At 42.8% G+C, this 15,948-nt stretch carries 11 protein-coding genes; 8 read left to right on the top strand and 3 right to left on the bottom strand.

All coding sequences use genetic code 11. The annotated features are described in order from the left end of the window. The first annotated feature begins 342 nt into the window (after positions 1–342). Positions 343–4,518, top strand: coding sequence for a hybrid sensor histidine kinase/response regulator transcription factor (locus tag FN831_RS23060; RefSeq protein WP_142530564.1), 4,176 nt, complete (start codon positions 343–345; stop codon positions 4,516–4,518). Positions 4,519–4,736: 218 nt separating this feature from the next. Continuing rightward, positions 4,737–7,481 (top strand): glycoside hydrolase family 2 protein, encoded by a 2,745-nt coding sequence (locus tag FN831_RS23055; protein ID WP_142530563.1) that lies wholly within the window; start codon positions 4,737–4,739, stop codon positions 7,479–7,481. A gap of 51 nt (positions 7,482–7,532) precedes the next feature. On the opposite strand, the gene FN831_RS23050 is transcribed toward FN831_RS23055, so the two are convergent. From FN831_RS23050 to FN831_RS23040, 3 genes are all read right to left on the bottom strand, one after another. Next, the gene (locus tag FN831_RS23050) at positions 7,533–8,159 is read right to left on the bottom strand and encodes an alpha-ketoglutarate-dependent dioxygenase AlkB (protein WP_142530562.1); all 627 of its coding nucleotides are present in this window, start codon (positions 8,157–8,159) and stop codon (positions 7,533–7,535) included. A gap of 114 nt (positions 8,160–8,273) precedes the next feature. Further along, on the bottom strand, positions 8,274–8,501 hold the full coding sequence (locus tag FN831_RS23045) for a hypothetical protein (RefSeq protein ID WP_142530561.1): 228 nt from the start codon (positions 8,499–8,501) through the stop codon (positions 8,274–8,276). Between the two features lie 126 nt (positions 8,502–8,627). After that, positions 8,628–9,227: a hypothetical protein gene (locus FN831_RS23040; protein ID WP_142530560.1), complete on the bottom strand. Its 600-nt coding sequence runs from the start codon at positions 9,225–9,227 to the stop codon at positions 8,628–8,630. A gap of 546 nt (positions 9,228–9,773) precedes the next feature. Between FN831_RS23040 and FN831_RS23035 the strand changes: the two genes are divergently transcribed. The 6 genes from FN831_RS23035 to FN831_RS23010 all read left to right on the top strand — a co-directional run bounded on the left by FN831_RS23035 (position 9,774) and on the right by FN831_RS23010 (position 15,745). Continuing rightward, positions 9,774–10,838, top strand: coding sequence for a DUF748 domain-containing protein (locus tag FN831_RS23035; RefSeq protein ID WP_142530559.1), 1,065 nt, complete (start codon positions 9,774–9,776; stop codon positions 10,836–10,838). 391 nt (positions 10,839–11,229) lie between these two features. Continuing rightward, entirely contained in the window at positions 11,230–12,108 is an 879-nt protein-coding gene (locus FN831_RS23030) for an SDR family NAD(P)-dependent oxidoreductase (protein WP_142530558.1), read from the top strand. 61 nt (positions 12,109–12,169) lie between these two features. Further along, entirely contained in the window at positions 12,170–12,973 is an 804-nt protein-coding gene (locus FN831_RS23025; protein ID WP_142530557.1) for a helix-turn-helix domain-containing protein, read from the top strand. A gap of 104 nt (positions 12,974–13,077) precedes the next feature. Next, positions 13,078–13,656: a TetR/AcrR family transcriptional regulator gene (locus FN831_RS23020; RefSeq protein ID WP_142530556.1), complete on the top strand. Its 579-nt coding sequence runs from the start codon at positions 13,078–13,080 to the stop codon at positions 13,654–13,656. A gap of 71 nt (positions 13,657–13,727) precedes the next feature. Beyond that, a complete protein-coding gene (locus tag FN831_RS23015; RefSeq protein WP_142530555.1) occupies positions 13,728–14,468 on the top strand; it encodes an SDR family NAD(P)-dependent oxidoreductase in 741 nt (246 codons plus the stop codon). 86 nt (positions 14,469–14,554) lie between these two features. Beyond that, a complete protein-coding gene (locus FN831_RS23010) occupies positions 14,555–15,745 on the top strand; it encodes an MFS transporter (RefSeq protein WP_142530554.1) in 1,191 nt (396 codons plus the stop codon). Positions 15,746–15,948 lie beyond the last annotated feature (203 nt).

Genomic DNA, 15,948 nt, shown 5'->3' with positions numbered 1-15,948 from the left:
TCATATGCTCCTCCTTTCTGGTTCTGACGTGATGTTACACCATCTTTCCGTGCAAATATTTAGGGGCAGAATTTGGTCCGGGCAGAAGCCCGACCTTATTTCAAGTCAAAAATTCTGGAAAAGCCGGCCCGTATTGCTCAACGTATTATAAATGGTTGGTGCAAATAACCCTTATGGAGGGCTAACCGCGTTTGCACTTTTATCCATAATTATTGCACTATAGTCTATATCCATGTAAACATGATTATAATTGGCTTTTAAGGGTATTTTTGTAATAGAAATAAATGGCCGCCTTAGCGATCAGGTGGAGAGTCGTTGGCAACAAAAAAAATATACGTGTAAATGAGTTCAACTGAGCACAGCCTTTCTGCATATCTGTTTCGCAAGGAACGTCTGTTATATCTTTTGCTTTTATTTGGTCTCAGCTTTCACAGCAGGCGCGCTGATGCACAGCCTTATGCTTATCAGTTCAATCATTTGACTGTAAATGAAGGTTTATCACACACCGACGCAAATTGTATTGCCCAGGATCAGAAAGGCTATGTCTGGATAGGTACTTTATTCGGGATCAACCGGTTTGATGGCTATACGGTAAAAAGATATTATAACAGTAATGAGCCCTTACAAAATGCCTATAAGAATCGCGTGAAATTTCTATTACCGGAAAATAACGGTTTGATCTGGCTAAGCACGGAAGGCGGCTTGCAGCAATTTGACGCGAAGACAGAGAAATATACGGAATACACGGTAGCAGGGGGACGGTCGCAGCCCAACTTTTTCAAGCTGCTAAGGTATGGTGCTGATTTTATCTATAACCTGTCAGACGGTGAACTGGCGCGATACAAAATATACGGCAAACAGTTGCTGCGCCAAGCCCTGAATCTGCCGGCAGGATCAAATTTTTATGATATGGCAGGCACAGCCGACGGAAACATTTTTTTAGTCAGCGCCGCAGGTGTTTCTGTGTTGAATGACAAGGGGACTTTTCATCGCCTGGTGATCGGGGGCTTACCAGCCCTGGGTCCATCACACATTTATCTGAACAGGCAGATGGAGATATTGATCAGCTCCGGCAATAAATTATACGCGGTCAAAAAAGTTGGAAAAGATAAATTCAGTGTGGCCCATACGTATACTGCTCCCCAGGGAATGAACCTGCTCCAGATTGGCGAGGAAGCAAACGGTAATTACTGGGTTAACGGTTTCACTGGCCTTATTAATATCGACCATGAGCTGAATGAACTGCAAGTGATCACCAGTAAAACTCCGGGTGTCGGCCTCCGGAACAAATTCCTTACCAGTCTTTTTATTGATCGTTCACAATGCTTATGGCTAAGCGCGTTTGGTGGAGGTGTGAGTTATCGTGATCTCAATGCTAAAAAGTTCCTTACTTTCCAGCACCATGACAGTAATCCTAATTCCATCACTTCAAGCTATGTACGATGTGTATTGGAGGAGCCGCAAAAAGGCTTATGGATTGGCACCGACATGGGCCTGAATTTTTATGATTACCGGTCGAAGCGGAATGTACATTTTGATACCGGATCGCCCATCGCGCTGCCTGACAATAATATTCTGTCATTGGCTTTTGGCCAGGAAGGGGAACTTTGGATAGGGACAGGTGCCGGAATCAGCATACTCCGGCCCGACAGGCAAGGCTTGCTGCAGCCAGCGGGCTTCAAGGATTTTCCTCAATTTTCCATTGAAACCCTCGCCAGGGATGTATTCGGGAATATGTGGTTTGGTAATCACACCAACAGTTCAGGTGTAATCTGGAAAACTGCAGCAGGTATCCGGAAGGTGCGCTACTATGGTGAAGGCTATTTTATATTAACAGAAGTAAAAAAGCCGGAACTGTTTATTTCAAGTACGCATGGCCTGAGAAGAGTATTCTTTGACCACATGGGAAAGATCTTGAAAACCTACTATTACCGCGCCGCCAAACGAAGTGGTTTAAGCTCGGATTACACCTATCCTGTTGCCAAACAAAATGACAGCATTTACTGGGTAGGCACAATCGGAGGTGGCTTAAACAGGCTGACTTTGCGATCAAACTCATACACAACCAAACGTTACAATACAAAAGATGGCGTATTCAACGATGTCGAATCCATCGAGATCGACCGCCTGGGCCGGGTTTGGATGGGTGGCGATGGATTGTTATGCCTGGAACCGGGAACCGGGAAAGTAACTCATTTTGACAAGTATGACGGATTGCAGGGGAATAGTTTCAAAGTTGGCGCCTCATTTAAAGGAAGTGACGGGCGGCTATATTTCGGTGGGACAAATGGCTTAAACTATTTTGACCCGATGACCATCAATGCCTCTTCCCAGAAGGTGCATCCGGTTCTAACCGATTTGCTGATCAACAATGAAAGACCAGAATATGGCAATTCTCAGGGGAATGGCAATAACTTGCCATGTTTACTCAGTTACAGCAAAGAAATCAAACTGAACCACCTGCAAAACAATTTTGTCCTTTCATTCAGTGCGATGCATTTTGGTAATCCTCTGAAATGCCGGTACAGATACCAGCTTATTGGTTATGATAAGGATTGGAAATATACAAATGGTACAAACCCACATGCTTTTTACAGTAATCTCGACTACAAAGCCTATCGCTTTGTCGTGGAGGCTACAAACCCGGATGGTGTTTGGACAAAAGAACAGGCTAGTGTGGCCATTACTGTTGATCCTCCATGGTTCAAATCCACATTGGCCAAAATTATTTATACTTTACTGTTCCTAAGCGGGCTGGCCTGGATTTACATCTATCAGGCACGTTGGTACCAGCTTAAAAAAGAGCTGGCTATCCGGGCGGTAAACGAGAGCAAAAGGGAAGAGATGCATGCGCAGCGGGAGTTACTGTACCAGCAGCAACTGCAGTTTTTTACAAACATTTCCCATGAATTGCGCACGCCCCTTACACTGATCCTCGGTCCCCTGGAAACAATGCTCAATGATCATCGGGAAGGACCGTTGACCTCATCGTTCCAGCTGATGTTCAGGAATATTAAAAGGTTAGTGAACCTGATCAACGAGTTGATGAATTTCAAAAAGACTGCCGACCAGGCAGTTAAGTTGCAGGTGCGTGAACTGCAAATCTTCGAACTGGCAGAAGGGCTATGTAAAGATTTTTCACAACTGGCCGCCAGCAAGCAGATCAACCTTCAATTCAGCCACGCAACATTACCGGGAGGTCCAGCGGATCTGCCGGGCTTTTTCGACGCGCAGATTTTGGAAAAAATACTGTTCAACCTGCTGAGCAATGCGCTTAAATATACCGATACTGCCGGCAGCGTTACCTTGCGTATATTTTTCAACCGGGCTGAGTTCGAACCGGAATTCAAGACCGCTTATCACCTGGCCAATGAAAGCTACCAGGCAAAGCAATATATATACTTTTTGGTAGCCGATACAGGGATCGGCATCTCGGAGGGCTCTATCGACAAAATATTTGACCGTTACTACCAGATCGGTAACAACCATCTGGGCTCGGGGGTCGGACTTGCATTGGTTAAATCGCTGACCCAGTTACACAAGGGAAACATTTCCGTCCATAGTGAAAGGAACAGGGGAACACAATTTTTAGTCGCCTTACCATGGGGAGCGGAAAACTACCCCCTGGAAGAACGCTGGGTCGATGGAGCAGACCATACCTCACGACTGGAACAAATAGATATCTTACCCCTGACTCCACTTACTACAGATGATGTTACTGAAGGCCATCAGGAAAAAAAGATAGATAAGCATATATTGCTGGTAGATGATAATGCAGAGCTTCGCATATTCCTTAGGCAGTCCCTGGACAAATATTATTTTATTACGGAGGCGGCAGATGGCGAAGAAGCGATTCGTATCGCAACGGAACGGTTGCCGGATGTTATTATCAGCGACGTCATGATGCCGGGAATGAGCGGTATTGAACTTTGCCAGCGCATCAAAGACCGTTTTGAAACCAGCCATATACCCTTTATCATTCTGTCTGCAAAAGATGCCCTTGAAACCAGGATCGAAGGTGTGACCTCGGGCGCAGATCATTACTTTGCAAAACCGTTTAGTATTGATCTGCTGGTGCTTACCGTTCATAATGTGTTTAGTCAAAGCGAGAAGTTAAAACTGCGGTACAGCCGCGATTATCTTACAACCGCAACCGAATTGGTACATAGCGAAAAAGACAAGGAATTCATGACCAGGCTACTCAATTTGATTGAAGCACATATTGAAGATCCTGATCTGGATGTTGACCTGATCTGTGACCACCTTTTCATCAGCAGGAGCAAGCTATACCAAAAGATCAAAAGTATATCTGACCTGTCGATCGGGGACTTTATCAAAACCATACGGTTAAAAAAGGCCATACGCCTGATGACGCATGAGGTCATTCCATTGAACGAGGTCGCTTATCGTTGCGGATTCCAGAGTCAGGGCTATTTTTCCCGAGTATTCAAAAAAGAGTTTGGCAATTCACCGTCAGAATATCTTCGTGATCTGCGTGGGGAAAATAAAAGTGGCTGATCTGATGTTGGCATTTATCCGGCCGCGGGGATCATGCCAGGCGATAGCTGAAATTCCTGATAGACCGGCTGATCTGATGTTTGGCCATTTATCCTGCTACGGGGATCATGTCAGGCAATAGCTGAAATTCCTGATGCAATCGTTTACGCATTTTAGGTTTCGCAGATTGTATTTGTTAGTGTAGTTTAGTTACTTAATATATTAATGCTGTATATTTTATGAAAACAATAAGCCTGTTATTTGTCTTTTTTTTCTTGTTGACGAGCAGTTTTGCACAGCAAAGCATTGTTAAATATTTATCCGGGACCGATAAGGACCATACCGTTTTATGGGACTTCTATTGCAGTGAAGGCCGCAAAAGTGGTGTCTGGACAAAAATACCGGTGCCTTCGCAATGGAAAACACATGGATTCGGTAATTACAACTATGGTCATGATAAGCTGAAAGCTAAAGAGCAGGGCATTTATAAAACCAGCTTTCTGAAGGCGGCGGCATGGAAAGATAAACGTATATTCATTGTATTTGAAGGCGCTATGCGGGACACCAAAGTCATGCTGAATGGCAAACAGGCAGGTGAGGTGCATCAGGGCAGCTTCTACCGGTTCAAATATGATGTGACCGATCTGATCAAAAGCGGTAAAAACCAGCTGGAGGTAATTGTAGATAAAGTATCGGCCAACGCATCTGTAAATAAGGCCGAGAATGGAGATTTCTGGATATTTGGAGGCATCTATCGCCCCGTTTATTTAGAGATCACACCGCAAACCTTCATTGACCGGATAGCGATTAACGCTACTGCCGATGGTGTTTTTAACATGGATGTGTATGCCCAAAACCTGAAGGGAAATGAAATTATTGAAGGCCAGGTGCAGAAATTGAACGGCGAGAAAGTTGGTAAGCTATTCAGCGTTACCGTAAACCCTGTTTCTGGCTTCCAGCAGCTGCGCACCGTTATTGATAAACCACTGAACTGGAGCGCAGAATATCCAAACCTGTATAAGGTCGTGGTCCATGTTAAGCAGAAAGGCCTTGTCTTGCACAGCGTAGGGCAAAATTTCGGATTTCGAACAGTGGAACTTCGTAAAAATGACGGTATTTACGTTAACAACAAAAAGATCGTATTAAAAGGCGTGAACCGTCATAGCTTTTGGCCAGAAACGGGCCGTACTTTGAACCATGCCATTCATATGATGGATGTGAAAGCTATGAAGGATATGAATATGAATGCTGTGCGCATGTCCCATTATCCCCCCGATCAGGATTTTTTAGCGATATGTGACTCTCTGGGTTTATATGTTTTGGATGAACTCACCGGATGGCAGGCGAATTATGATACCGTAGTCGGACGTAAATTAGTCAAAGAGGTAGTGGTCCGCGATGTGAATCACCCGTCTATCCTGTTTTGGGATAATGGGAATGAAGGTGGCTTCAACCGTGACCTGGATAATGACTATAAGCTGTACGATCCGCAGAACCGGGTGGTTCTACATCCCTGGGAGAAATTTAACGGCAGTAATACCAAACATTATCCGGATTATAACTATGTAGCAAACACACTTCCTAAGGACAAAGATGGCGGCGTTTTCTTCCCTACAGAGTTCATGCACGGACTTTACGATGGGGGTGCCGGTGCCGGACTTGAAGATTTTTGGAATGCGATGAATCTTTACCCTGCCAACGCAGGTGGCTTTATATGGGTTTTAGGTGATGAATCGCTGATACGCAGGGATAAAAATAATGCGTATGATTCTGACGGGAACCACGCGCCTGATGGGATCCTTGGTCCGCATCGTGAAAAAGAAGCCAGTTATTTTACAATAAAAGAATTATGGTGGCCGGTATACCTCACGCCGCAAGCTATTGACGCTGGTTTCGACGGCCTGGTACCGGTGGAAAATCGGTACGCCTTCACCAATCTTAATGCCTGCACTTTTAAATGGGAACTGGTAAAATTCCCATCGGCAGCTGCAACAACAACTGCTGCAAAAATCATACGTAGCGGTGTGCCTGCGCCTTTAGACCTGGCTCCCGGAGCTCATGGTTTTCTCGACTTTAAATTACCAGCTGGCTGGGCAGAAAACGATGCGCTGTACTTAACCGCTTACGACCGTAATAAACAAGTTATATTCACATGGAGCTGGCCGATAACCCCGCCGGCGGCGATATCAAAAACTCCGAAATCCTGGGTTAAGATGCCGGTCACTGCGATAGAAAAGGACCGTGCCCTGATCATTCAGGCTAACCGTATTAAATACTATTTTGATAAAACCACAGGCTACATTACAAAGGTAGTGAAACCCAATAGCACGGTCTCACTGAGCGGCGGCCCGGTATTGGCTGGCGACAGTGCTACGCTGAAACAGTTTCGCCATACGGCAGAAAATGGCAGCGAGATCATCGAAGCCGATTATGAAGGCAATTCCACGCTACATGTAAAATGGACTTTTACCTGGGATAAACCGGCAAAGCTGGAGTACAGCTATAAACAAAAGGGCGATGTTGATTTTCATGGCATCAGCTTTAATTATCCGGAAGAAAAAGTGAAAGGAGTGAAATGGCTCGGCCGCGGACCGTACAAGGTCTGGAAAAACAGATTGCGTGGTCAGCAGTTCGGTGTATGGCAGAAAGATTATAATAACAGTATCACCGGGGAAAGCTGGAAATATCCTGAGTTCAAAGGCTATCATGCTGAGGTATACTGGATCACAATTGAAAATCAGGAATCGCCATTTACCGTCTATACTGATGATAAGGATACTTTCGTGCAGCTATATCACCAGGACCGGGCCAACGCCACCTTAAACCGCGTTGAGCCGCCAATGCCCAAAGGCGACATTAGTTTTCTTAAAGGCATCAGCGCGATCGGTACCAAATTCCAGGAAGCAAAAGATATGGGCCCTCAAAGCCAGAAGAACAGCTTAAACGGGGATGCGGTAACTGGCACATTGTGGTTTGATTTTTAAGAGTTTGAAGACTAAGTACGAAGAAGCTTCTTTCTTATTCGGCTTAAGGTTTCAGCTGCTGATATCAAATGTTTCGGACAATAAATGGGCTACTTTTCCATTGGGATCAATCGGCTGCACTTTTGCAGCTTTTACCTTGCGGTAGGTGATAGACACCCGTCGTTCCCTGTGCTGGATGTTTCCATTTATATTGTCTTTTTTTCGGGGCGGTATACCATGGCTCCATTTCTTGCGTGCATCATCCTGCATCAGATACAAAGAACGTCTCGGAATTTCCAGGTCGATCACCTGCATTTCCTTCTCTTGTATAAACCTCATGATACAGCTGCTTCCGAGGTTTACGCCGCAGATCTGGTTTTCGTAATAATTCCTGTCCTTATGAGGCTTGATGCCTTCCCCGGGAACATATTCGTTGATAATCACCTGATCCGGTTGCTCAAGCAGGATTCCCTGCTCCACAATTTCGTATGATAACTGAGAAATTTGCAAAGGCATAGGTACTGGAAATGGTATCAGGCTGTAAGGTTTTTCGAGTTCATTACGAAAGCCATAATACTGGAGTCTCCTTGAGTAATCAACTATCCAGGTCTGACTGTCAATTTCTGATAACAATTCCTGTTCCCGCTTTTCATCAATAAAATCGGGATATATAAATAAGCCTGGTACTGCTGTTTCCATGTTTAGATAACAAGGGACAGGTTTTTTTGTGTTTTCGGACTTACTCTCCCTGTGTTTGGGCGAAACGTTGAATTGTTTTGGATGTTTTTTATTGAAGCTATGTCTGGCTATTGTTCAGTCGGAGTTCATTCCCCTGGCGTCGATCAATGCTCCAATTTCTTTAACAACGGGAATCAGATCTGCAGATTTTGTAACCCATTTACCGTCCTTCTTTTTGATTTTACCAATTTCAAAACCGTCCCAATGAACAAGGAAAACGTTCTTTACATCGGGCAGCGGATAAATTTGTACCTCTTTGTACCTGCCCTGGATTTCTCCCTTATATAAGATAAATTGTTCCATCTCAATTTTTCATACTACAACTGTCAAGAGGGAATTATGTTTTTGTCCGGGTAACATATCGTTGATGTAACTGCACAAGCACTTTCATCCGGCAGTTCTGAAAATCATGATCCCCGTCAGGAAGCTTTAATCAACCCTTTTAAGCTCGGTCAGCAGCATATATCCTGGAATGTCTTTGCCAGAGTTATTGGTAAAGTATACATACACCCAATTTTGTTTAGAAGCAGCTATTCTGTCTATATCAAGCCTTACCTTGTCGCCTTTAATTACATATGCTTTTTGTTTGCTGGTTAAACTGGTGTTTTTGTAAAAATATGCTTTCGGTGAGGTTACCGCATATTCACCAGCCACTGCTTCCGTGATCTTTTGGTAAAGTCCATTAAAATCGGTAGGGAGGTGATCCGTATTGCATTCGCCGAAAGAAGCTTTTAACTGATCTTTTACCAGGCTCAGTCTCACCTTACAATCAGGATCGTTCTCATCGCTCTGCAAAAGGACAGTATTATTTTTGATCTCACCTGCTCCACTGTAGTTGCCATTTTGTGCACTGGGTGTGTTCCACCAGGAAAAAATCTCTGCCTTTACATGGTTTCCTGATTGTTGAAAAGATATTACACAGTAAGCACCATTGTCTTCTTTTTTTTGATAGGTGCCATTCTGTGCACAGACAGCTGCGATCGAACATAAAGCAGTTATTGCAAACATCGTTGCCTTCTTGTACATCATTTTGGTTTAGTCATCATAAAATTAACAAATAGAATTTATATTTCTCGTTTAATATAGCTATTCTCGCAAGTGTGTTTAACGACTGGAAAAACTCAGGGGACATCAATAGTATAACCTGTTAATCTGATATGATCTTTAAGGCAAATCATTGCCTGGGGTAGGGGATCTGCTTCAGTCCTGGAAAAAGCGGATCCTGTTGATCAGGCAGGGCATTATATTGTTTATATTTTTTTAGAAAACCCGAAACAATACCAAAAAACTTAAGTTATGATGATAGACCTCTAATACTATGGATATCAATTGTAACTCGCTTGGACACAAAAGGCTGCTCCCATATAATGGAGCGAATATTGAGTTTTTAACAAAGAATATGAAATTACCTGCTAACAGGGTTTTTGATGTCCTGAGCGTACTTGGTATATCTTCAGATGACCTGATATCTTTTCTGGTGAATGAGCGGATCAAAAACAGATCCCGTTCAAAATCAGAATATACTCACCAGTTATATCGTAGAGTTAATACTGAGATGAATCCTAAGATCTCCGTATGAAAAAGTTTGTTCCGCAGATTAAACGTTCTTATCTGATCATCGCCGTTGTGGTTCTAGCAATAGTCGCTTTCCGTTTAACTCTACCCAATATCGTTAAGAACTACGTCAACAAAAAACTGAATAACCTCTCTGGCTATACCGGGCATGTGGATGATATCGATATCAGACTTTTACAGGGCGCCTACATGATAAAAGGCCTTGTACTCAAGAAAAATACCGATCCTGTAAAATATCCTTTTCTAACTATTCGTAAGACCGACCTTTCTATCGAGTGGAAAGCGATCTTTAAAGGGCGCCTGGTGGGCGAGGTGGTTATGGATCGTCCTGTCATCCATATTTTGTCGACTGAGAATTTGTCAAAAGAACCTTCAAAAGAAAGCTGGACCAAAACTGTTAAGGCGCTGATGCCAATGACCATCAACAAACTTCTGATTACCGAGGGCAAGTTTGCATATGTTGACCATCAAAAGAAACCACATACCAACCTGCATATCGATCATTTGCATTTGACTGCAACGAATCTGGCAAACGTTGAGAAAGCGGCCGATCCTCTTCCATCAAGGGTTAACCTTACAGGGATATCTATCGGTGGCGGTCATTTACAGGCAGACATGAAAGCCAATGTATTAAAAGATATTCCCGATTTTGATATGGGAATGCAGCTGAAGGGGGTTGACCTGATCAGCCTGAACGGGTTTTTGGAAGCTAATGTGAAATTCGATATCGAAAGAGGCAGCATAGATATTTTTAGCAAGCTCAAATTAAAGAATTCACAGCTTGACGGATACATCAAGCCTTTTATCAAGGATTTAAAAGTGCTTAAGGTTAAAAAAGATATTAAGAAAAAAGGGGGGATTCTGCGGGTGGTCAAAAAGGCGGTTGTAGGCCTGTTTGCAAAAGCAGTAACCAATCCGAAAACAAAAAAAATAGCTACAGTGGTGCCCATTAAAGGAAATATCCATGATTTAAAAACCAGTGGCTGGTCAACATTTCTGGGTGTATTAAAGAACGCTTTCATCAAAGCTTTCAAAGAAAGCATTGCAGGGGATGTGCCTGGTTAGGGGAGTCAATTCATATGAATCAATGCCCTGACAAAGGTTATTTTACATACCCATTGGAAAGGAAATAGTTCAAATCCCACGTCAGCTAATTTTTTAAAATGGATTTACGATATTTTATTCCCCAGTCCCCCATTGCTTCTATTACAGTATAATTTCTGTTGAGGACGTTGCAGTAGTCATAGCAGATGAAATTGAAGCTCCCAAATATCATCAAACAATCTGTACTGCTGTTTTGACACGACATCCTGGGAGATCAAATTCGCTTTTCAGCATTCTCCGCTTCTAAAGATGTCCAGGCAAGACGTTTGAACAAACTAAATTCGAACTTTTGAGCAAAGTTTAGGAAAAATAAGTGACCGACCTTTGTGGTCATATCCTAAACAATAAGAAAATGAAAACATTAAGGAATGTATTGCTTACCGGAGCCGCCGGAGGTTTTGGAACAGTTATTATCGACGCTATGCTTACTGAGGGTTATATCCTTACTGCTGCTATGCGTGATGTAGAAGGACGGAACCAACTGGCTGCTGAAACTTTAAAAAACAAAGGCGTATTTGTAGTTGAAATAGATGTTACCAATGACGAAAGCGTAGAACGTGGTGTAAACGAAGCTGCAGTACAGATGGGAAGTATAGATATTCTGATCAACAATGCAGGCTTAGGGGCCGGGGGGATCCAGGAAGGCTTTACCGCTGATGACTGGAAAAAAGTGTTTGATGTAAATGTATTCGGCGTGCAGCGCATGACCCGTACTGTATTACCATTTATGAAAAAACAACAGCACGGACTCTTGATACTGATATCAAGTCTTAGCGCAAGGCTTGCCGTTCCTTTTCAGGGACCTTACAGTCCTTCTAAATGGGCGGCTGAAGCCTTAGCTGAAAGTTACAGAACGGAAGTCTCTAATCTTGGGATTGAAAGCTGTATTATAGAGCCAGGTGCATTCCCTACCCAATTTATTGGTTCTTTGCTACAGCCAAGTGAGAAAGCGCGTGCGTTGGATTATGGAACGATCAAAGATCTGCCAGCGGCACTGTTGTCTTCTGTTGAAAGTGTATTCGAGTCTAATCCTGAACAAGTCCCCGAACTGGTTTCAAAAGCTGTAATTGATCTTATAAAAATACCGCATGGCACACGCCCGATGCGCACTGAAGTAGACCGGATGTTTATGGCTGAGCTCGTTGCTCCTTTGAACCAGCAATTAGCAGATGCTAATGAAAAACTGTATGAAGCATTTCAGATGGAAGGACTTACAGTAGTGAAAAACTAAAAATGGAAAGGAATAATTAATGAAGGTTAGTTATTCCTTTCCATTTTTTTAATTTTAGGCTATGGAAAAAAGAATACCTGCCCCACTGGCAGAAGTAGTGCATTCCTGTTTAGCAGACAAGTTTTCGAGAAATGAAGTAATGCCTGATGATCATTACTTTTTCAGGGTTATTTCTGGTGAGGTAAAAATTGTACTGTCTGATGTTACCCAGGTATTTGGCCCGGGCGATACAATATTGCTGCCGCGGCGTCAGCTTTCTACCGTCATTCAGTACCCAAAAGACAATCAGCCGTACCAGTGTGTTTTAATTATATTCAAGCATGAGCGTTTAAAGGATTATTACTCCCGCAACCGGGCTAAAGAACAGACTGCGCTCTCCACAGCGGTAAGGTCATACGCTAAGCATCCCTTGTTGGAAAGCTACTTTGGATCACTGATTCCTTATTTTGATTTGCCGGACGGGCTTCCTGAAAAGATTCTTGCTTTAAAGATTGATGAGGCACTTACTATTTTAAGAACAATTGACGAATGTGTTGATGCGTTCCTGGCAGATTTTTCTGAACCTGGCAAGATTGATCTGGCAAGTTTTATGGAACAAAATTATATGTTCAATATGCCACTGAAGAAATTCAGCTATTTAACTGGCAGAAGCCTTACCACATTCAAGCGTGATTTTATTAATATTTACGGCAGTACGCCCCAGCGATGGCTCACCAAGAGACGTCTAAAACTAGCCCACGACCTATTATCTGAAAATAAACAAAAACCAGTTGAAGTATATAGGGAGGTGGGGTTTGAGAACCTATCGCATTTTTCTTATGCCTTTAAGAAACAGTTCGGCTATGCACCAAAAGAGATACTGTAAAAGATCCCGGTTTGAGTGTAACACTTCTTACGGCTTGGTTGAAGGGGAATCTGATCTTTTAGAATTAATTTGGAACAATCGGTTTAATATAATACATTTGCCGCATGCCCCGCAGTAAAGAATTTGATTACGACCAAAAGCTCGAAATAGCCAGAAATCTTTTTTGGGAAAAAGGATATCATGCAACTTCTATGAATGATCTCGTAGATACCCTTAAATTAAATCGCAGCAGTATTTACGATACATATGGTAACAAGCACAGTCTTTTTATCAAATGCCTCAGCAGTTACATTCTAAAAAAGGAAAACCAGTATAAGGAAGCAGGTAAAAAAGGTAAGTCACCTCTTGAAGCTGTCCACCTGATTATCAAAAGTGTGGTTAAAAATATGATACTGGAAGCCAAGACTTGCATGTCTGTAAAAACAACCGTTGAACTCGGAAAAACCGATGAAGAAACCCAGGCATTATTAAACCAGCAGGCTAAAGACTCTGTGATTTTATTCTCAGGTCTTTTACAACAAGCCAAAGAGCAAGGTGAACTTGCAGAAAATAAGGATCCTGAAACGATTGCCCATTTCATTGTAGCCTCCTTTAGCTCATTATGGAACGCAGATATCATCTTTAAAGATAAAAAGCTTACCCAGAAACTGACCGATCATTTAATCAGCACCATCAACACCTGATATTTTTTTTCTCATATAAAAGAATGATCGGTTTAAATTAAATTACTAATTATCAATATATAACAATCATAATGATAGGATTAACAAACAAAGTAGTATTTATTACCGGCGCAAGCCGCGGTATCGGCGCAGCAATTGCAAACAGGTTTGCCGCTGAAGGTGCAAATGTGATTTTCACTTACGCAAAATCTACACACCGGGCCAAAGCACAGGAAGAAAAATTAAAAACCGCCGGTGTTAAGGCCCTGGCTATTCAGGTAGACAGCGCTGATACCCTGGCGCTGCAAACTGCTATATCGACCACTGTTGATCAGTTTGGCCCCATAGACATTCTGGTGAATAATGCCGGGATTTTTCCGGCAGGAGATTTTAGCGAAGTTACAATGAGCGAGTTCGATGAGACTATGAATGTACATGTGAAAGCCGTTTTTGTGGCCAGCCAGGCTGTGATCAAAAATATGCCTGAGGGTGGACGTATCATTTCGATAGGCAGTAATGTCGCTGAATATGCTGTAACAGGTAATACCATAATCTATGGCATGAGCAAGTCTGCTTTACTGGGATTTACCAAAGGTTTGGCGAGAGCACTTGGGCCTAAAAGAATTACTGTAAATCTGGTTCAGCCCGGACCAACGGATACAGATATGAACCCGGCTGATGCGCCACTGGCCGACTTCCTAAGAAGCAGGATGGCATTGCCTGAATATGGAACAGGTGACGATATTGCAGGCCTGGTTGCGTTTCTTGCTAGCAGCGAAGGGAGTTATATCACTGGTTCTACGATAACAATTGATGGCGGTATGAATGCCTGACCTTTTTTTTATTTAATAACGGAACGATAGGTTTAATATAGGGTTAATGGGAGGCAATGCTCATTAACTCTTCAAATGGTCAATAGATGAATGCAATAAATAAAAGGAATGCCTATATCGGATGTTTGGGCATGGTAAGTATAATCAGTACCGAATTTGGCGTTATCGGTATTTTGCCCCAGATCGCTAAACATTACAGTATCAATATTGAAACGGCAGGTTACCTGCTCAGTGCTTTTGCGCTCACCATAGCTTTTACGGGACCATTTATGGTATTGTATACGTCCAAATTTGACAGGAAGAAGGTTATGCTAGTTGGCATAGCGATGTTTTTTGTAAGTAACCTGCTCTCGGTATTTGCCCCACCATTCTGGCTACTGATGGTTATCCGTGTGCTCCCTGCCTTTTTGCAACCGGTTTTTATCTCTACTGCCATTGCTGTCGCGATTAAAGACGTGCCCGAAACAACACAACACAGGTTGATGAGCATTGTGATTGGCGGGATCGCTTTGGCACAGGTTACAGTCATCCCATTTGTCACCTTTATGGCTGCACGGTATGGTTTTCAAATCTCATTTGTGATACAGGGTATGATTAGCTTGCTGGCAGTAACTGCCATATATTTCATAATGCCGTCCATGCCTGTAGCAGAACCAAAATCATTCGGCAGCCAGTTGAACATATTGAAACGGAAGACATTTATCATCAGTACAATGATGAATGTATTTCTCATCGCAGCCTGGTTTTCTACATACAGTTATTTTGCAGATTATCTTTCTAAAGTGAAAGGGTTAACCGGAGAACAGATTAGTTACATGCTCCTTTTATTCGGAATAATGGGTGTTATCTCTAATTTCGTAGCAGGAAGGATATTAGGCGAAAATCTGGTAAAAACAACGGTTCTTTTCCTTCTGGGAACGTTGATCTTACCTCTTGTGCTTTCCTGCACTGGCGCTTCCATGCTATCTGTGAGTTTGGTTGTTGCCTTTTGGGGTACAATGTATGGGCCATGTTTCCTTACCGCGGTTGCTTATATGGTTTCGTGTGCTCCTGAAGCCAAAGAATTTGCTAACAGCCTGCAGACTTCGTTTGGCAATCTTGGAGTTTCGGCTGGAACTGCAATAAGCGGTTGGTTTATTGCTAAATACAGTATTGGTATTGCACCTTGGGTAGGTTTCCTATTTGGCGTATTTGCCATACTTTGTATTGTTTGGAGGAGTATGGAAGAACTTAGGCAAAAAAAGAAATTGCAAAAAAAATCACATTTAAGCTTTTGAAATAAACACAACTCACATCATAGCACGATCTCAGATCCAGTTGATCCGCTATTAGTATCAGCTATGCTTTTAGAAGTCGCTTCCAACTGATGAGCTTGTATGATGGGAATTGAATTTTTGGACATATCAAGGTGCTCAGTCTACGTGATTGTGTGCTGATCAATTAATGTGATCATTGTATATTTTCAATTTGTTCTGAAGCT

This window comes from Pedobacter westerhofensis (assembly GCF_900182595.1).
GTDB lineage: Bacteria > Bacteroidota > Bacteroidia > Sphingobacteriales > Sphingobacteriaceae > Pedobacter > Pedobacter westerhofensis.
This window is presented reverse-complemented; position numbering and strand designations above follow the sequence as displayed.